This window comes from Streptomyces sp. NPDC096193, assembly GCF_040302905.1.
Lineage (GTDB): Bacteria > Actinomycetota > Actinomycetes > Streptomycetales > Streptomycetaceae > Streptomyces.
The window spans coordinates 1-18,263 of sequence record NZ_JBEOSJ010000044.1 but is presented as its reverse complement, the minus strand read 5'-3'; the positions used below and the strand labels follow the sequence as shown (position 1 = coordinate 18,263).

The 18,263-nt window shown below is 70.3% G+C and carries 16 protein-coding genes; all 16 read left to right on the top strand.

Annotation, left to right across the window (positions count from 1 at the left end):
• Positions 1 to 87 precede the first annotated feature (87 nt).
• Positions 88 to 1,044, top strand: a complete 957-nt coding sequence (rsmH, locus tag ABTX78_RS34735; protein ID WP_352210760.1) for a 16S rRNA (cytosine(1402)-N(4))-methyltransferase RsmH — start codon at positions 88 to 90, stop codon at positions 1,042 to 1,044.
• A gap of 268 nt (positions 1,045 to 1,312) precedes the next feature.
• On the top strand, positions 1,313 to 1,921 hold the full coding sequence (ftsL, locus tag ABTX78_RS34730; protein ID WP_352210759.1) for a cell division protein FtsL: 609 nt from the start codon (positions 1,313 to 1,315) through the stop codon (positions 1,919 to 1,921).
• Positions 1,922 to 1,925: 4 nt separating this feature from the next.
• Positions 1,926 to 3,860, top strand: coding sequence for a peptidoglycan D,D-transpeptidase FtsI family protein (locus ABTX78_RS34725; RefSeq protein WP_352210758.1), 1,935 nt, complete (start codon positions 1,926 to 1,928; stop codon positions 3,858 to 3,860).
• Positions 3,861 to 3,959: 99 nt separating this feature from the next.
• The gene (locus ABTX78_RS34720; RefSeq protein ID WP_352210757.1) at positions 3,960 to 5,585 is read left to right on the top strand and encodes a UDP-N-acetylmuramoyl-L-alanyl-D-glutamate--2,6-diaminopimelate ligase; all 1,626 of its coding nucleotides are present in this window, start codon (positions 3,960 to 3,962) and stop codon (positions 5,583 to 5,585) included.
• Complete coding sequence (locus ABTX78_RS34715; protein WP_352210756.1) at positions 5,582 to 7,021, top strand: UDP-N-acetylmuramoyl-tripeptide--D-alanyl-D-alanine ligase; 1,440 nt, start codon at positions 5,582 to 5,584, stop codon at positions 7,019 to 7,021. Before ABTX78_RS34720 ends, ABTX78_RS34715 begins: the two co-directional genes overlap by 4 nt.
• On the top strand, positions 7,018 to 8,088 hold the full coding sequence (gene mraY, locus ABTX78_RS34710; RefSeq protein WP_327684729.1) for a phospho-N-acetylmuramoyl-pentapeptide-transferase: 1,071 nt from the start codon (positions 7,018 to 7,020) through the stop codon (positions 8,086 to 8,088). The genes ABTX78_RS34715 and mraY overlap by 4 nt, the downstream gene beginning before the upstream one ends.
• The gene (murD, locus tag ABTX78_RS34705) at positions 8,085 to 9,503 is read left to right on the top strand and encodes a UDP-N-acetylmuramoyl-L-alanine--D-glutamate ligase (RefSeq protein ID WP_352210755.1); all 1,419 of its coding nucleotides are present in this window, start codon (positions 8,085 to 8,087) and stop codon (positions 9,501 to 9,503) included. Before mraY ends, murD begins: the two co-directional genes overlap by 4 nt.
• A gap of 90 nt (positions 9,504 to 9,593) precedes the next feature.
• Positions 9,594 to 10,970 carry a putative lipid II flippase FtsW gene (gene ftsW, locus ABTX78_RS34700; RefSeq protein WP_352210754.1) on the top strand — a complete coding sequence of 459 codons (1,377 nt, stop codon included), beginning with the start codon at positions 9,594 to 9,596 and terminating at the stop codon, positions 10,968 to 10,970.
• A 6-nt stretch (positions 10,971 to 10,976) separates the two neighbouring features.
• A complete protein-coding gene (gene murG, locus ABTX78_RS34695) occupies positions 10,977 to 12,071 on the top strand; it encodes an undecaprenyldiphospho-muramoylpentapeptide beta-N-acetylglucosaminyltransferase (protein ID WP_352210753.1) in 1,095 nt (364 codons plus the stop codon).
• A 54-nt stretch (positions 12,072 to 12,125) separates the two neighbouring features.
• Positions 12,126 to 12,929 (top strand): cell division protein FtsQ/DivIB, encoded by an 804-nt coding sequence (locus ABTX78_RS34690; RefSeq protein ID WP_352210752.1) that lies wholly within the window; start codon positions 12,126 to 12,128, stop codon positions 12,927 to 12,929.
• Positions 12,930 to 13,205: 276 nt separating this feature from the next.
• Positions 13,206 to 14,402, top strand: coding sequence for a cell division protein FtsZ (ftsZ, locus tag ABTX78_RS34685; protein WP_352210771.1), 1,197 nt, complete (start codon positions 13,206 to 13,208; stop codon positions 14,400 to 14,402).
• Positions 14,399 to 15,148, top strand: a complete 750-nt coding sequence (gene pgeF, locus ABTX78_RS34680) for a peptidoglycan editing factor PgeF (protein WP_352210751.1) — start codon at positions 14,399 to 14,401, stop codon at positions 15,146 to 15,148. The genes ftsZ and pgeF overlap by 4 nt, the downstream gene beginning before the upstream one ends.
• Entirely contained in the window at positions 15,145 to 15,864 is a 720-nt protein-coding gene (locus tag ABTX78_RS34675; RefSeq protein ID WP_352210750.1) for a YggS family pyridoxal phosphate-dependent enzyme, read from the top strand. Before pgeF ends, ABTX78_RS34675 begins: the two co-directional genes overlap by 4 nt.
• Positions 15,865 to 15,988: 124 nt before the next feature.
• On the top strand, positions 15,989 to 16,594 hold the full coding sequence (locus ABTX78_RS34670; protein ID WP_313946875.1) for a cell division protein SepF: 606 nt from the start codon (positions 15,989 to 15,991) through the stop codon (positions 16,592 to 16,594).
• Between the two features lie 69 nt (positions 16,595 to 16,663).
• A complete protein-coding gene (locus ABTX78_RS34665) occupies positions 16,664 to 16,954 on the top strand; it encodes a YggT family protein (RefSeq protein ID WP_313946876.1) in 291 nt (96 codons plus the stop codon).
• 54 nt (positions 16,955 to 17,008) lie between these two features.
• Complete coding sequence (locus tag ABTX78_RS34660) at positions 17,009 to 18,121, top strand: DivIVA domain-containing protein (RefSeq protein ID WP_352210749.1); 1,113 nt, start codon at positions 17,009 to 17,011, stop codon at positions 18,119 to 18,121.
• Positions 18,122 to 18,263: the final 142 nt, after the last annotated feature.

The window sequence follows — 18,263 nt, the reverse complement described above, 5'->3', positions numbered from 1 at the left end:
CTCCCCGCGTGTGCGGCATTCACGTACGGCTCGGCCTCCCTCCGCTCGCCGGTCGGTCGAGGCCCGCGGCGGACCTGAGAGGGCGCTTTGAGCAATACCCGACACGTCCCGGTGATGCTCCAGCGGTGCCTGGACCTGTTGGCCCCGGCCCTGGAGCGACCGGGTTCGGTCGTCGTCGACTGCACCCTCGGCCTCGGCGGACACAGCGAGGCACTGCTCACCCGGTTCCCCGAGGCGCGCCTGGTCGCCCTCGACCGGGACAAGGAGGCCCTGCGGCTCTCCGGTGAGCGGCTCGCCCCCTTCGGGGACCGGGCCACGCTCGTCCACGCCGTCTACGACGAACTTCCCGACGTGCTGGGCCGCCTCGGCATCCCGCGCGTCGAGGGTGTCCTCTTCGACCTCGGTGTCTCCTCCATGCAGCTCGACGAGGCCGACCGCGGCTTCGCCTACGCCCAGGACGCGCCGCTCGACATGCGGATGGACCAGACGACCGGCATGAGCGCCGCCGAGGTGCTCAACACCTACCCGCCCGGCGAGCTGGTGCGGATCCTGCGGGCGTACGGCGAGGAGAAGCAGGCCAAGCGGATCGTCTCCGCGATCGTGCGGGAGCGGGAGAAGGAGCCCTTCAGCAACAGCGCCCGTCTGGTCGAGCTGATCCGTGACGCGCTGCCGCAGGCCGCCAAGCGCACCGGCGGCAACCCCGCCAAGCGCACCTTCCAAGCCCTGCGCATCGAGGTGAACGGCGAGCTCAGCGTGCTGGAGCGGGCGATCCCGGCGGCCGTCGGCGCGCTGTCGGTCGGCGGGCGGATCGCCGTGCTGTCGTACCACTCCCTGGAGGATCGCCTGGTCAAGCAGGTCTTCGCGGCCGGCGCGGCCAACACGGCCCCGGCCGGTCTGCCCGTCGTCCCCGAGGAGTACCAGCCGCGGCTGAAGCTGCTGACCAGGGGCGCGGAACTGCCGACGGAGGCCGAGATCGCCGAGAACCGCCGCGCCGCGCCCGCGCGTCTGAGGGGTGCGCAGCGCATCCGGGAGGACGTGCGGTGAGGCAGGCGCACGGGGCTGGGCGGCCTGCCACGGCCGCCAGGGCGTGTTCGAGAAGTCTCGCCTGCCCCGCGACGCCCGGCACGCACACGCGCGATGTTGTCGGAGTCGCCCCGGTACATCCAGTACGAGGGCGATCCTCCGCCGCCTTGCGATGGCACGCACCGGACGCCGCAGGGGCCGCCCTACGGGCGGACGGCGCTACTTCTCACACACACCCTGGGCCCGTGCCGAGGGGACGGACAGGTCGGGAAGCGATCGGGAGGATGCGGTGAGCGAAGCGGCCAAGCAGCTCAAGGGACGCGCCGCACGACTGGCACGGTTCATGCCGGCAGGACCGAGCACCGCGGCACGTGCCCCCTTCGTCCTGCTGGTCGTCGTGCTCCTCGGCGGTGGGCTCATCACACTGTTGCTGCTGAATTCCTCCCTCAACGAAGGCTCGTTCAAGCTGAGCGAGCTCAAGCGGGAGACCACCGAGCTCACCGACGAGCAGCAGGCGCTCCAGCGGGACGTGGACAGCTACTCCGCCCCGGACGCGCTGGAGCGGCGGGCGCGCGAGCTGGGCATGGTGCCGGGCGGCAATCCCGCCTTCATCGACCCGGACGGCACGGTCCGCGGGGTGCCCGGCAAGGCGACGGCCCTGCCCTCGCCCGCTCCTTCCCCCCTGGAGGTCGCCGAGACCCCGGTGCCTCCGGCCGAGCCCACGCCGTCCCCCGTCGCCTACCCCGCGGTCTCGTCTCCCGCAATGGTCTTCCCCTCCGCCCCCGTGCCGGGGGCACAGTCGTCGGGCGCCCTACCGCGTACGGCGCCCGACGACCCAGCGGCGCTCACGCCGTCGAACCCGCCCGCGAAGCCGACTCCCACGCCCCCCGGCAGGTGACGCAGTGCCCCCTCAGCAACCACCGCGCCGCCGGGTGCCAGAGCCTTCCCGGCGGCCGTCCGTACGCCGGCGACCCCACGCGTCCAAGCCCGGCCCGAGCGCCATCCGGCTCGGCAGCCCGCGCCCCCGGCTGCGGCTGGTCAGCCTCGGACTGACGCTGGTGATGCTGGCCTTCGTCGTACGCCTTCTCCAGGTGCAGGCGGTCGACGCGAGCGCGTACGCGGCCAAGGCGGAGAAGAATCGCTACCTCAGCCATGTGCTCGCCGCCGAGCGCGGAGAGATCACCGACCGGGCCGGAGTCGCGCTCGCCACGAGCGTCGACGCGTACGACATCACGGCCGACCCGAAGATGTTCACGCCCGAGGACAGCAAGTCTCCGAACGCGCCCGAACAGGCCGCCGGGCTGCTCGCGCCGATCCTCGGCAAGGACGCCAACGAGCTCGCCAGGAAGCTGAAGACACCCAAGTCCCGCTACACGGTGCTGGCCCGCCGCCAGACCCCCCAGGTCTGGAACCAGATCAAGGACCTCAAGGGTGTCTTCGCCGAGAAGGCCAGGGCCGACAAGGCCAAGGGCGGGCCCGGAGCCAATGTGCTCGGCGGCGTCTTCCAGGAGCCGAGCAGCCGACGCGTGTACCCCAACGGTGATCTCGCCGCCGGGATACTGGGTTATGTCAACGCCGACGGCCACGGCGGCGGCGGTATCGAGTCCATGCTCGACAAGCCCCTCGCCGGCGAGGACGGAAAGATCACCTACGCCCAGTCCGGCGGCCGGCGCGTGCCCACCGCGGGCGGCACCCACGAGACCCCGGCCGTGCCCGGCTCGGACATCGAGCTGACCATCGACCGCGACATCCAGTGGGCGGCCCAGCGCGCGATCAGCGAGCAGGTCGCGAAGTCCGCGGCGGACCGCGGCTACGTGATAGTGCAGGACACCCAGACCGGCGAGGTCCTCGCCATGGCGAACGCGCCGGGCTTCGACCCCAACGACCTGTCCGAGGCCAACTCGGCCGCCATGGGCAACGCGGCGCTTCAGGACGCGTACGAGCCCGGCTCCACCGCGAAGGTCATGTCCATGGCCGCCGTGCTGGAGGAGAAGGCGGCCGTCCCCGGCACGCATGTCGTCGTGCCCAACCGGCTGCACCGCGGGGACCGGCTGTTCAAGGACGACATCGACCACCCGACCTGGTACCTCACGCTCAACGGCGTGCTCGCCAAGTCCAGCAACATCGGCACCATCCTGGCGACCGGCCAGCTCGGCAGGACGCAGGCGCAGGCCAACGGCGTCCTCCACTCCTACCTGCGGAGATTCGGACTGGGCAGTCCCAGCGGACTGGACTACCCGGGGGAGACGCCGGGCATCCTGGCGCCTCCCGCCAAGTGGTCGACCTCGCAGCAGTACACGATCCCCTTCGGCCAGGGACTCTCGATCAACGCCATGCAGGCGACGTCCGTCTACTCGACCATCGCCAACGGCGGCGTCCGCGTGGAGCCGACGATGGTCCGCGGCACCAAGGGCCCCGACGGACGGTTCACCCCGGCCCCGGCGCCCAAGAAGACCCGGGTCGTCAGCGAGAAGACCGCCAGGACGCTCGCGACCATGCTGGAGTCGGTCGTCGGCAACGAGGAAGGCACCGGCACCAAGGCCCGTATCCCGGGTTACCGGGTCGCGGGCAAGACGGGCACCGCCAACCGCGTCGACCCGGAAACCGGGCGCTACCGCGGCTACACCGCCTCCTTCGCCGGCTTCGCCCCCGCCGACAAGCCCAGAATCACGGTCTACTGCGCCATCCAGAACCCCACGAGGGGCAGCTACTTCGGCGGCCAGATCTGCGGCCCGATCTACCAGCAGGTCATGGAGTTCGCGCTGAAGACGCTGCAGGTGGCGCCGACCGGCAACGAACCCGCCCGGCTGCCCGTCTCCTTCCAGCCCGGCGAATGACCGGAGGAACCACCCGTGACAACGCCCTCATCGCACCGTGCTGCTCGCGGCACCCCCTCATTTAGCCCCGAGCAGGGTGCGCCCGGTACGCTCACCGCCGTGCCACACGCTGATCAGTCCCGAACCACCCCGCAGGACGCCACCGCGAAACAGCCGGGAGCGCCCCGTCCGGACCGCCTCCACCCGACACCCCTCGGGGAGCTGGCCACCCGGCTGGGGGTGAAGAGCCCCGAAGGGCATCCGGCGGACGTCACGGGCATCACGCACGACTCGCGTGCCGTACGCCCCGGTGACGTGTACGCCGCTCTGCCCGGCGCCCGCTTCCACGGCGCCGACTTCGCGGCCCAGGCCGCCGATCTGGGCGCCGCCGCGATCCTCACGGACCCGGCCGGCGCCGAGCGTGCTGAGCAGACCGGTCTGCCGGTCCTCGTCACCGACGACCCCCGGGCCCGGATGGGCGAGCTGGCCACCGAGATCTACGGACACCCCGGCGACGACCTGCTCCAGATCGGCATCACGGGCACGTCCGGCAAGACGACCTCGGCGTACCTCGTCGAGGGCGGCCTGCGGGCGGCCGGCCGCAGCACGGGCCTGATCGGCACCGTCGAGATGCGCATCGGCGACGAGCGCATCAAGTCCGAGCGCACCACCCCCGAGGCCACCGACCTCCAGGCGCTGTTCGCGGTCATGCGCGAGCGCGGTGTCGAGGCGGTCGCCATGGAGGTCTCCAGCCACGCCCTCGTGCTCGGCCGGGTCGACGGTTGCGTCTTCGACGTCGCCGTCTTCAACAACCTGAGCCCCGAGCACATGGAATTCCACTCCGACATGGAGGACTACTTCCAGGCGAAGGCGCAGCTCTTCACGCCCCTGCGCAGCAGGACGGGCGTCGTGAACTTCGACGACGAGTACGGCCGCAGGCTGATCAAGGAGGCGTCCGTACCGGTCACCACCTTCTCCGCCGAGGGCCACCCGGACGCCGACTGGCGCGCCGAGGACGTCGAGATCAGCGCGGTCGGCTCGGTCTTCACGGTGGTGGGCCCGGGCGGCGAGCGGATCCGTGCCGAGGCCCCGCTGCCGGGACCGTTCAACGTGGCCAACACCCTGGCCGCCGTCGTCACCCTCGCCGTCGCCGGCATCGACCCGCAGACCGCCGCGGACGGCATCGCCGCCGTGCCCGGCGTACCAGGCCGTCTGGAGCGCGTGGACGAGGGCCAGCCGTATCTCGCCGTCGTCGACTACGCCCACAAGACCGACGCGGTCGAGTCCGTGCTGCGCTCCCTGCACAAGGTCACCGAGGGCCGTGTGCACATCGTGCTCGGCTGCGGCGGGGACCGGGACAGGACCAAGCGCGGCCCGATGGGCGCCGCGGCGGCCCGTCTCGCCGACACCGCCGTGCTGACCTCCGACAACCCGCGCTCCGAGGACCCCCTGGCGATCCTCGCCGCCATGCTGGCCGGCGCCGCCGAGGTGCCGATCCACGAGCGTGGTGACGTCCTGATCGAGGCCGACCGGGCCGCGGCCATCGCGCTGGCCGTCAGCCGCGCCCAGCCCGGCGACACCGTGCTGATCGCGGGCAAGGGCCACGAGCAGGGCCAGGACATCGCCGGAGTCGTCCGCGCGTTCGACGACCGCGAGGTCCTGCGCGCAGCCATCCGCGCCACCCTTGCCGCGGGTTCACCCCGCGAAGACGGGCCGGAACGAGAGCACCCGGGGATGACCAAGTGATCGCCCTCTCCCTCGCCGAGATCGCCGAAATCGTCGGCGGGCAGCCGCACGACATACCGGATCCGGCGGTGCGGATCACCGGTCCCGTCGTCATCGACTCCCGTCAGGTGGGGCCCGGCGCACTGTTCGCCGCCTTCGCCGGCGAGCGGGTCGACGGCCACGACTACGCCGAGCGGGCCGTGGGCGCAGGTGCCGCGGCCGTCCTGGCCACCCGCCCCCTCGGCGTAGCCGCGATCGTCGTGCCCGATGTGACCGCCGCCCTGGGCGCGCTCGCGCGCCACGTCGTCGAACGCCTCGGCACCACGACCGTCGCGCTCACCGGCTCCGCCGGCAAGACGAGCACCAAGGACCTGATCGCCCAACTTCTGGAGCGCAAGGGCCCGACCGTCTACCCCGCGGGCAATCTCAACAACGAGATCGGCCTGCCCCTGACCGCCCTGCGGGCCGACGAAGGCACCCAGCACCTCGTCCTCGAAATGGGCGCCCGCTACATCGGCGACATCCGCTACCTCACCGGCCTGGTGCCGCCGAAGGTCGGGCTCGTACTGAACGTGGGCTCGGCCCACATCGGCGAGTTCGGCGGCCGCGAGCAGATCGCCCAGGCCAAGGGCGAGATCATCGAGAACCTTCCGCCCGCCGACGACGGCGGCGTGGCCGTGCTCAACGCCGACGATCCGCTGGTGCGGGCCATGGCGCCGAGGACGAAGGCCCGGGTGGTCTTCTTCGGAGAGGCCGAGAGCGCCGACATCCGTGCCGAGAATGTCCGTCTCACCCACCAAGGTCAGCCCGCCTTCACGCTCCGAACCCCCACCGGGTGCAGTGACGTGACCATGCGGCTGTACGGTGAGCACCACGTGTCGAACGCGCTCGCCGCGGCCGCCGTCGCCCATGAGTTGGGCATGCCCGTCGACGAGATCGCACTCGCGCTCTCCGAGGCCGGCACCCTCTCCCGCTGGCGCATGGAGGTCACTGAGCGACCGGACGGCGTGACGATCGTCAACGACGCCTACAACGCGAACCCCGAGTCCATGAAGGCCGCGCTGCGCGCGCTGGCCGCCATGGGCGGAGCAGCACAGGCACAGGGGGGAAGGACGTGGGCGGTGCTCGGTCAGATGGCCGAGCTCGGGGACGAAGCGCTCGCCGAGCACGACGCCGTCGGACGGCTCGCCGTCCGGCTCAACGTCAGCAAGCTTGTCGCAGTCGGGGGCAGGGAAGCGTCCTGGCTTCAGCTGGGCGCATATAACGAGGGTTCGTGGGGTGAGGAGTCGGTGCACGTGTCCGACGCGCAGGCGGCGATCGATCTGTTGCGCAGTGAACTGCGTCCGGGAGACGTCGTGCTGGTGAAGGCTTCCAGGTCGGTCGGTCTCGAACTGGTAGCCCAGGCATTGCTGGAGAACGCGGCAGGATCCTCGGATGGGCAGGGTGCCGTCCGATGAGGCAGATCCTCTTCGCGGGAGCCATCGGGCTCTTTCTGACGCTCATCGGTACACCCCTGCTGATCAAACTCCTGGCCCGCAAGGGATACGGACAGTTCATCCGGGACGACGGCCCGCGCAGCCACGGCAGCAAGAAGGGCACGCCCACCATGGGCGGCATCTCCTTCATCCTGGCCACGCTGATCGCGTACGCCCTGGCCAAGGTGATCACCGGCGAGGACCCGACGTTCTCGGGTGTGCTGGTGCTCTTCCTGATGGCGGGCATGGGGCTCGTCGGCTTCCTGGACGACTACATCAAGATCGTCAAGCAGCGTTCGCTCGGTCTGCGCGCCAAGGCGAAGATGGCCGGTCAGCTGATCGTCGGCATCACCTTCGCCGTGCTCTCGCTCCAGTTCGCGGACACCCGCAACAACACCCCCGCCTCCACCAAGCTGTCGTTCATCACGGACTTCGGCTGGTCGATCGGGCCCGTGCTGTTCGTGGTCTGGGCGCTGTTCATGATTCTCGCGATGTCGAACGGCGTGAACCTGACGGACGGTCTGGACGGTCTGGCCACCGGCGCGTCGGTGATGGTCTTCGGTGCCTACACCTTCATCGGTCTCTGGCAGTTCCAGGAGTCCTGCGCCAACGCGGTCACGCTGACCAACCCCAGTGCCTGCTTCGAGGTACGAGATCCACTCGACCTCGCCGTGGTCGCCTCCGCCCTGATGGGCGCCTGCTTCGGCTTCCTGTGGTGGAACACCTCGCCCGCCAAGATCTTCATGGGTGACACCGGATCGCTGGCGCTCGGCGGCGCCCTCGCGGGTCTGGCGATCTGCTCCCGCACGGAGCTCCTGCTCGCCCTCCTCGGCGGACTGTTCGTCCTGATCACCATGTCCGTGGTCATCCAGGTCGGCTCCTTCCGCATGACCGGTAAGCGCGTCTTCCGGATGGCGCCGTTGCAGCACCACTTCGAACTCAAGGGGTGGTCCGAGGTCCTTGTCGTGGTGCGCTTCTGGATCATCCAGGGCATGTGCGTCATCGTCGGCCTCGGCCTCTTCTACGCGGGCTGGGCGGCCGACAAGTGAGCACGCCCGACTGGCAGGGCAAGCGCGTCACCGTCGCCGGTCTGGGGGTCTCCGGCATCCCCGCGGCGAAGGTGCTGCATGCTCTCGGGGCCGTGGTGACGGTCGTCAACGACGGGGACGACGAGCGTTCCCGTACGCAGGCGGCCGAGCTGGAGGCCCTGGGCATCACCGTGCGCCTCGGCGACGGGGCCACCCTGCCCGAGGGCACCGAACTGGTCGTCACCGCGCCCGGCTGGCAGCCCGACAAGCCGCTCTTCCTGGCCGCCGCCGCGGCCGGTGTGGAGATCTGGGGCGACGTCGAACTCGCCTGGCGTCTGCGCGGCCCCGACGCGGCTCCCTGGCTCGCGGTCACCGGCACCAACGGCAAGACCACGACCGTGCGGATGCTCGCCTCGATCCTGGAGGCCGCCGGGCTGAGGACCGCCGCGGTCGGCAACATCGGTGTCTCGCTCCTCGACGCGGTCGCGGGTGACGAGACGTACGACGTCCTTGCCGTCGAACTCTCCAGCTACCAGCTGCACTGGGCGCCTTCGCTGCGCGCGCACTCCGCCGTCGTGCTCAACCTGGCGCCGGACCACATCGACTGGCACGGCTCCATGGAGGCGTACGCCGCCGACAAGGGCCGCGTCTACGAGGGCAACACCGTGGCCTGCGTCTACAACGTCGCCGACAAGGCGACCGAGGACCTGGTGCGCGAGGCGGACGTCGAGGAGGGCTGCCGGGCGATCGGCTTCACCCTCGGGACGCCCGGACCCTCCCAACTCGGCGTCGTGGAAGGCCTGCTGGTCGACCGCGCCTTCGTCGACAACCGGCAGCAGCAGGCCCAGGAGCTCGCCGAGGTCACCGATGTGAACCCGCCGGCGCCGCACAACGTCGCCAACGCCCTTGCGGCCGCGGCGCTGGCCCGTGCGTACGGCGTCCCCGCGGCCGCGGTGCGCGACGGACTGCGCGCCTTCCGGCCCGACCCGCACCGCATCGAGAAGGTCGCCGACGTCGACTCCGTCGCCTACATCGACGACTCCAAAGCGACCAACACCCATGCCGCGGAAGCGTCCCTGGCCTCCTACGACCCGATCGTGTGGATCGCGGGCGGGCTGGCGAAGGGCGCGACCTTCGACGAACTCGTCGAGAAGTCGGCAAAGCGACTGCGCGGAGTCGTACTTGTCGGAGCGGACCGTGCCCTCATCCGGGAAGCCCTCGCGCGACACGCCCCCGAGGTCCCGGTCGTCGACCTCGACCGGACAGACACTGGGGCGATGTCGGCGGCGGTCCGGGAGGCGGCGCAGCTCGCCCGGCCGGGGGACACGGTTCTCCTGGCCCCGGCCTGTGCCTCGATGGACATGTTCGCCAACTACAACAAGCGAGGCGAGGCGTTCGCGGACGCGGTCCGCGCACTCGCCGCCGAACGCGCCTGACCGGCCCGACCTCCGCGCCGTGCCGTGCCTCCCGGGAGATCTTCCGGGGGGCTCGCAGCGCGTCAGGCCCGACTGGAGGGGACAGCGACCATGCCGGCCGACGACACCGCCCCCGCCGCGCGGAGCGCGGCCCGCAGCAGGGCCGGCGTCGCCCTGCGCGGCGGGACCGCCAAGGCGCGCCGCCCCGTCGCGGCCAGAGCCCCCGGACCGGGCATTCCCCGGCCTCCGGGCGGAAGCGGCGTCCGGCGGCTGTACGAACAGGCCCGCAAGGCCTGGGACCGGCCGCTGACCGCGTACTACCTGATCCTCGGCAGCGCCCTGCTGATCACCGTGCTCGGCCTGGTGATGGTCTACTCCGCCTCGATGATCAAGGCGCTGGAGCTCTCGCTGCCGGCCTCGTACTTCTTCCGCAAGCAGTTCCTCGCGGCCGTCATCGGCACCGGCCTGCTGCTGCTCGCCTCCCGGATGCCGTCCAAGCTGCACCGGGCGCTGGCCTATCCGCTGCTGATGGGCACCGTCTTCCTGATGGTGCTCGTCCAGATCCCCGGGATAGGGCATGCGGTCAACGGCAACCAGAACTGGATCTACCTCGGCGGTCCCTTCCAGCTCCAGCCCAGTGAGTTCGGCAAGCTGGCGCTGATCCTGTGGGGGGCCGACCTGCTGGCCCGCAAGCAGGACAAGCGGCTGCTGACCCAGTGGAAGCACATGCTCGTGCCGCTCGTCCCGGTCGCCTTCATACTGCTGGGCCTGATCATGCTCGGCGGCGACATGGGCACGGCGATCATCCTCACCGCGATCCTCTTCGGCCTGCTGTGGCTGGCGGGGGCGCCCACGCGGCTGTTCGCCGGAGTGCTCGGCGTCGCCGGATTCGTCGGCCTCATGCTGATCCGTACCAATGAGAACCGCATGTCACGGCTCTCCTGCATCGGGGCGATCGACCTCGGACCCCAGGGCGAGTGCTGGCAGGCCGTGCACGGGATCTATGCTCTTGCCTCCGGCGGATGGTTCGGATCCGGCCTCGGTGCAAGTGTGGAGAAATGGGGCCAACTCCCCGAACCTCACACCGACTTCATCTTCGCCATCGCCGGGGAGGAACTGGGCCTGGCGGGGACGCTGTCGGTCCTCGCTCTGTTCGCGGCTCTAGGCTATGCGGGTATCCGCGTTGCCGGACGCACGGAGGAACCCTTCGTGAGGTACGCGGCGGGAGGTGTGACCACCTGGATCACGGCGCAGGCCGTGGTCAACATCGGTGCGGTGCTCGGTCTGCTGCCGATCGCCGGTGTCCCGCTCCCGCTGTTCTCCTACGGAGGGTCGGCTCTGCTGCCGTCCATGTTCGCTGTCGGGCTGCTGATCGCCTTCGCGCGAGAGGATCCCGCGGCGAAGGCGGCTCTGGCCGTGCGGAGGCCAGGGGTGAGATGGAAGACGATGAGACGGCGCGTCACGAGGCGTCCGTCCGGAGAGCGGTGAATTTCGGTGCATGTCGTACTCGCCGGTGGGGGGACCGCCGGCCACATCGAGCCGGCGCTCGCCCTCGCGGATGCCCTGCGCAGGCAGGACCCGACCATGGGGATCACGGCCCTCGGCACGGAACGCGGACTCGAGACCAGGCTCGTGCCCGAACGGGGCTACGAACTGGCGCTCATCCCCGCCGTGCCGCTGCCGCGCAAGCCCACGGCGGAGCTGATCACCGTCCCCGGGCGTCTGCGCGGCACCATCAAGGCCGCCGAGCAGGTCCTGGAGCGCACCAAGGCGGACTGCGTCGTCGGCTTCGGCGGCTATGTGGCGCTGCCCGCGTATCTGGCCGCCAAGCGGCTCGGTGTCCCGATCGTGGTCCATGAGGCCAACGCCCGGCCCGGCCTGGCGAACAAGATCGGCTCCCGGTACGCCGCGGGCGTCGCCGTCGCCACGCCCGACAGCAAGCTGCGCGGCGCCCGCTACATCGGCATCCCGCTGCGCTACTCCATCGCGACCCTCGACCGCGCCCGGGTACGCCCCGAGGCGCGCGCCGCGTTCGGTCTCGACCCCAATCTGCCGACCCTGCTGGTGTCCGGCGGCTCGCAGGGCGCCCGCCGCCTCAACGAGGTCGTCCAGCAGATCGCCCCGGTCCTCCAGCGCTCCGGCATCCAGATCCTCCACGCGGTCGGCCCGAAGAACGAACTGCCGCGTGTGGACAACATGCCCGGAATGCCGCCCTACATCCCGGTACCGTACGTGGACCGGATGGACCTCGCGTACGCCGCGGCCGACATGATGCTCTGCCGCGCGGGCGCGATGACCGTCGCCGAACTCTCCGCCGTCGGGCTCCCCGCCGCGTACGTACCGCTGCCGATCGGCAACGGCGAACAGCGGCTCAACGCCCAGCCCGTGGTGAAGGCCGGTGGCGGGCTGCTGGTCGACGACGCGGAACTGACCCCCGAGTGGGTCCAGGGCAATGTCCTTCCGGTACTGGCCGATCCGCACCGGCTGTACGAGATGTCCCGTGCAGCCGCCGAGTTCGGCCGCAGGGACGCCGACGACCTCCTCGTCGGCATGGTGTACGAGGCGATGGCGGCACGCCGGCAGGCGTGAGGCTGCGCCGGCCCCGGGACAACCCCGGGCCCCAGCTGGAAGGAGACCGGGAGCGTGGCCGGACCGACCACCGCCGAGCGCGGTGCACGCAAGCCCTGGAAGTCCAAGAGCGAGACGTCCGGCCCGCCCCCGGGCCGCCGCCGCAGGCGTCGGCTGCGCCTGAGCGGCCGGGCCCTTTTGCTCGTCCTCGCCGCCGTTCTGTTCGCCGGCGGAGGGGTCTGGGCGCTCTACGGATCCGATCTGCTGCGCGTGGATCAGGTGAAGGCGTCGGGCACGGACGTCCTTTCGCCGGACGAGGTGATCGCGGCGGCTGACGTCCCGATGGGCTCGCCACTGATTTCCGTCGACACGGGCGGGATTGAGGCAAGGCTGCTGAAGCGGGTTCCGCGGATCGACTCGGTCGAGGTGTCCCGCTCGTGGCCCGACGGCGTCGCGGTGAAGGTGACCGAACGAAAGCCCGTCCTGCTCATGGCGAAGGGCGAGCAGTTCGTCGAAGTGGACGCGAAGGGCGTTCGGTTCGCCACGGTCGACAAGGCTCCCAAAGCCGTTCCCATGCTGGAATTGACGCCCGAGCAGTCGCCGAGTCTGCGCCGGTTCGGGACCGCTCGGCTTGTCGCCGAGGCGGTACGCGTCAGAAGCGAAGTCCCCGGAAAAGTCGCCACGGACACCCGGTCCGTTGTAGTGCGCTCATACGACTACATCTCCCTGGAGTTGAGCCGCGACCGCACGGTGGTGTGGGGGAGCTCCGCGGACGGCCAGGCGAAGGCGCGCGCGCTCACCGCGCTGATGAAAGCCGCGCCGTCGGCCCGGCACTTCGACGTGAGCGCGCCCACCGCCCCTGCGGCATCGGGGAGTTGACGCACATTTGCGCTGGCCAGCACCCTGGTTGGTCATCGCAACGGCTGATCACATAGGGTGAAAAGAAAAATGGGAGGTTCGGCGTGTTCATTGAACGTGCGCCACTTGTCGACTTAGTGTCCTGTTCGGAAGAGTCCAGCGAACGGACACACTGGTAACCCTAAACTTCAACGTTAGGGTTTGGGTCGGCGTTTCGGACCGTCCCATCGGCATCCGTCGTCGCGGCACGAGAACCGCGCCGTGACGACACGTAACTCGAGGCGAGAGGCCTTCGACGTGGCAGCACCGCAGAACTACCTCGCAGTCATCAAGGTCATCGGTGTCGGCGGCGGTGGTGTCAATGCCATCAACCGAATGATCGAGGTCGGTCTCAAGGGCGTCGAGTTCATCGCGATCAACACAGACGCACAGGCTCTGTTGATGAGCGACGCCGACGTCAAGCTCGACGTCGGCCGTGAACTCACCCGTGGCCTCGGCGCCGGGGCCAATCCGGCAGTCGGTCGCAAGGCGGCAGAGGACCACCGTGAGGAGATCGAGGAGGTCCTCAAGGGGGCCGACATGGTCTTCGTCACCGCAGGCGAAGGCGGCGGCACCGGCACCGGCGGCGCACCCGTCGTCGCCAACATCGCACGTTCGCTCGGCGCCCTCACGATCGGTGTGGTCACCCGCCCGTTCACGTTCGAGGGACGCCGCCGCGCGAACCAGGCGGAGGACGGCATCGCCGAGCTCCGCGAAGAGGTCGACACCCTCATCGTCATCCCCAACGACCGGCTGCTGTCCATCTCGGACCGCCAGGTCAGCGTCCTGGACGCGTTCAAGTCCGCTGACCAGGTGCTGCTTTCGGGTGTCCAGGGCATCACCGACCTCATCACCACCCCGGGTCTGATCAACCTCGACTTCGCCGACGTCAAGTCCGTGATGTCCGAGGCCGGCTCGGCGCTCATGGGCATCGGCTCGGCCCGCGGCGACGACCGCGCGGTGGCCGCCGCCGAAATGGCGATCTCCTCGCCGCTGCTCGAGGCGTCCATCGACGGCGCCCGCGGCGTGCTGCTCTCCATCTCCGGCGGCTCGGACCTCGGTCTCTTCGAGATCAACGAGGCCGCGCAGCTGGTGAGCGAGGCCGCCCACCCCGAGGCGAACATCATCTTCGGTGCCGTGATCGACGACGCACTCGGCGACGAGGTCCGCGTCACGGTCATCGCGGCGGGATTCGACGGCGGTCAGCCGCCGACCAAGCGCGACAACGTCCTCGGCTCGGCCTCGAACAAGCGCGAGGAGCCGCCGGCCACCCCGGCGCGCGGTACCGAGTCGCCCCGGTCGTCCGGACTGGGCAGTGTTCCGGTCCGCGAGGAGTCCGAGCCCGTCCCGGTCGCGAACGACCTGGCGTCGCCGTCCTCCCCGCAGGTCCCGCCGGCCCGTCCGTACCCGGACACCCAGGCCGAAGAGCTGGATGTACCGGACTTCTTGAAGTGACCGTGCGGCACGACGCGATACACGCGAGCGGCGCCCATTTCGCCTTCACCGACAGGTGGGGCGGAGTGAGCGCCGTTCCGTACGAGGAGCTCAACCTCGGCGGCGCGGTCGGCGACGACCCCGCCGCCGTCCTGGCGAACCGGGCGGCCGCCGCCGCGGAGCTGGGGCTCGACCCGGACGCGGTCGTCTGGATGAAGCAGGTCCACGGCAAGGACGTCGCCGTGGTCGACGGTCCGTGGGGTGACGCGCCGGTTCCGCAGGTCGACGGCGTGGTCACCGCCCGTCGCGGGCTCGCCCTCGCCGTACTGACCGCGGACTGCACGCCCGTTCTGCTCGCCGACCCGGTCGCGGGTGTGGTGGGGGCCGCGCACGCCGGCCGCCCCGGGATGGTCGCGGGGATCGTGCCCGCCACTGTCGCGGCGATGACATCGCTGGGCGCGGAGCCGGAGCGGATCGTGGCCCGTACGGGGCCGGCGGTCTGCGGACGGTGCTACGAGGTACCCGAGCAGATGCGCGCCGAGGTGGCGGCGGCCGAACCGGCCGCCTGGTCGGAGACGAGCTGGGGGACCCCGGCCGTCGACGTGACCGCCGCAGTGCATGCCCAGCTCGAAGCCCTCGGTGTTGCCGACCGGCAGGCGTCCGGATTCTGCACACTGGAGTCGCGGGACCACTTCTCGTACCGCCGCGACCGCACCACCGGGCGGCTCGCCGGATATGTCTGGCTGGCTGGAGTGACAGACGCATGACCGACCGCAGAAACGAACTCGCCACCAACCTGGCGGCAGTGGAGGAACGTATCTCCTCTGCCTGCGCGGCCGCCGGCCGCAAGCGGGAGGAGGTGACGCTCATCGTCGTCACCAAGACCTACCCCGCGAGTGATGTGCGCCTGCTTCACGAACTCGGCGTCCGGCATGTGGCCGAGAACCGTGACCAGGACGCGGCCCCCAAGGCCGAAGCCTGCTCGGATCTGGACCTCAGCTGGCACTTCGTCGGCCAGTTGCAGACGAACAAGGTCCGTTCTGTTGCGAGTTATGCCGATGTGGTGCAGTCGGTCGACCGGCTCAAGCTGGTCGGCGCACTCTCGTCGGCCGCCGTGAAGGCGGAGCGTGAACTCGGCTGTCTGATCCAGGTCGCGCTGGACGCGGACGCGGGGACCCGGGGTGACCGGGGCGGCGTCTCGCCCGACGGAATCGGGGAGTTGGCGGCCGCGGTCGACGGGGCGCCGGGGTTGCGGCTCGACGGACTCATGACCGTCGCGCCGCTGGCCGGACCGTTCGCGGGACGGCAACGGGCGGCATTCGAGCGGATGATGGAATTCTCATCCAGCCTGCGCGCCGGGCATCCGGCTGCGAACATGGTGTCAGCAGGGATGAGTGCGGATCTCGAAGAGGCGGTGGCGGCCGGAGCGACACATGTACGCGTCGGCACTGCGGTACTCGGAGTCCGACCCCGGCTCGGGTAACGTCGCGAAGCAAGTCGGACCACAGCAGAAAATATGGTCATTCCCGCCACATAGCGGGCAGGCCGAGTGGATCGCGGGCACTTGGTGACGAGGCCGATCCACCACAGAGCGGAGGACTCAGAGAATGGCCGGCGCGATGCGCAAGATGGCGGTCTACCTCGGCCTCGTGGAGGACGATGGGTACGACGGCCGGGGTTTCGATCCCGACGACGACTTCGAACCCGAGCCGGAGCCCGAGCGGGAGCACCGGCGGCACCAACCCCCGCACCAGGTGGAGCGGGAGGAGCCGGTGCGGGCAGTTCAGCCCCCGGCGCAGCGCGAGCCGGTTCCGCTTCCCGCTGAAAGTGGACGTCCGGCACGAATTGCCCCCGTGGCATCCATCACACCTGAACGTCCGAGCCTGGAGAAGAACGCACCGGTGATCATGCCCAAGGTCGTGTCCGAGCGGGAGCCCTACCGCATCACCACACTTCACCCGCGGACCTACAACGAGGCCCGTACCATCGGGGAACACTTCCGCGAGGGCACCCCGGTGATCATGAATCTGACGGAGATGGACGACACCGATGCGAAGCGACTTGTCGACTTTGCCGCGGGACTCGTCTTCGGTCTGCATGGCAGCATTGAGCGAGTGACGCAGAAGGTGTTCCTGTTGTCGCCTGCTAACGTCGATGTCACGGCGGAGGACAAGGCCCGCATCGCAGAGGGCGGGTTCTTCAACCAGAGCTGAGAAACACGACACGGGAACGACCCGGCCGCGAGGCCGGACCGAGAGAGCCAGGGGAGAGGGAAGCGCGGGATGGGCGTCGCACTACAAGTGATCTACATCGTGCTGATGTGCTTCCTCATCGTGCTGATTTTCCGGCTGGTCATGGACTACGTCTTCCAGTTCGCCCGCTCATGGCAACCCGGCAAGGCGATGGTGGTCGTTCTGGAGGCCACCTACACTGTCACCGATCCACCGCTCAAGCTTCTGCGGCGGTTCATTCCGCCGCTGCGTCTCGGGGGCGTGGCACTCGACCTGTCCTTCTTCGTTCTGATGATCATCGTTTACATCCTGATCTCCATCGTGAACAGCGTGGGGAATTGATGTGAGCGATACGGTCTTGCCGACTGCCGACGACTACGTAGAGGTGAAGAAGAGATGCCGCTGACCCCCGAGGACGTGCGGAACAAGCAGTTCACGACCGTCCGCCTCCGAGAAGGCTATGACGAGGACGAGGTCGATGCCTTCCTCGACGAGGTCGAGTCCGAGCTGACCCGCCTGCTCCGCGAGAACGAGGACCTGCGCGCCAAGCTGGCCGCGGCGACCCGTGCGGCGGCGCAGAACCAGCAGCAGCAGGGCATGCGCAAGCCCCCGGAGCAGCAGGACGGCCGAGGCCCGGGCGCCCCGGTGCCCGCCGCCATATCCGGACCGCCGGTCCAACAGCAGCCCCCGCAGATGGGCCCGCCCCAGCTGCCCGGTGGTGCTCCGCAGCTTCCGGCCGGCCCCAGCCACGGTGGCCCGCAGGGCCAGCACGGCCCCGGCCCCATGCAGGGTGGTCCCATGCAGGGCGGCCCCATGGGCGGTCCCATGCAGGGTGGCCCCATGGGCGGTCCGATGGGTCACGGCCCGCAGATGGGTCAGCCCGGTCAGGGCCCCGGCGGCGACAGCGCCGCCCGTGTCCTCTCGCTGGCCCAGCAGACCGCCGACCAGGCGATCGCCGAGGCCCGTTCCGAGGCCAACAAGATCGTCGGCGAGGCACGTTCGCGCGCCGAGGGCCTGGAGCGGGACGCCCGCGCCAAGGCGGACGCGCTCGAGCGGGACGCGCAGGAGAAGCACCGCGTCGCGATGGGCTCGCTGGAGTCGGCCCGTGCCACGCTGGAGCGCAAGGTCGAGGACCTGCGAGGCTTCGAGCGTGAGTACCGTACGCGTCTGAAGTCCTACCTGGAGTCGCAGCTGCGTCAGCTGGAGACCCAGGCCGACGACTCGCTGGCTCCGCCGCGGGCCCCGGCGGCCGCGTCGCTGCCGCCGTCCCCGTCGATGGCTTCGGCCGGCGCGGGTTCGATGGGTCACACCATGGGTGGCAACCCGTCCATGGGCCAGTCGATGGGCGGCAACCCGTCGATGGGCGGTCAGCCCTCGTACGGTGGCCAGCAGCAGATGTCCCCGGCGATGACCCAGCCGATGGCACCGGTACGGCCGCAGGCGCCGCAGCCGATGCAGCAGGCGCCGTCGCCGATGCGGGGCTTCCTGATCGACGAGGACGACAACTGACGGGCGGTCGCGCGAAGCGCGCGTAGCCGTCGGCAGGCTGAGGGCCGGGGCCCGGGGGCGCTTCCGGGGGCGGGCCCTCCGGTGTGGGGGGGGGGGTGGCGGCCGGGGGGCGGGGGGGGGGTGTGGGGGCAGTTTTTGGGGA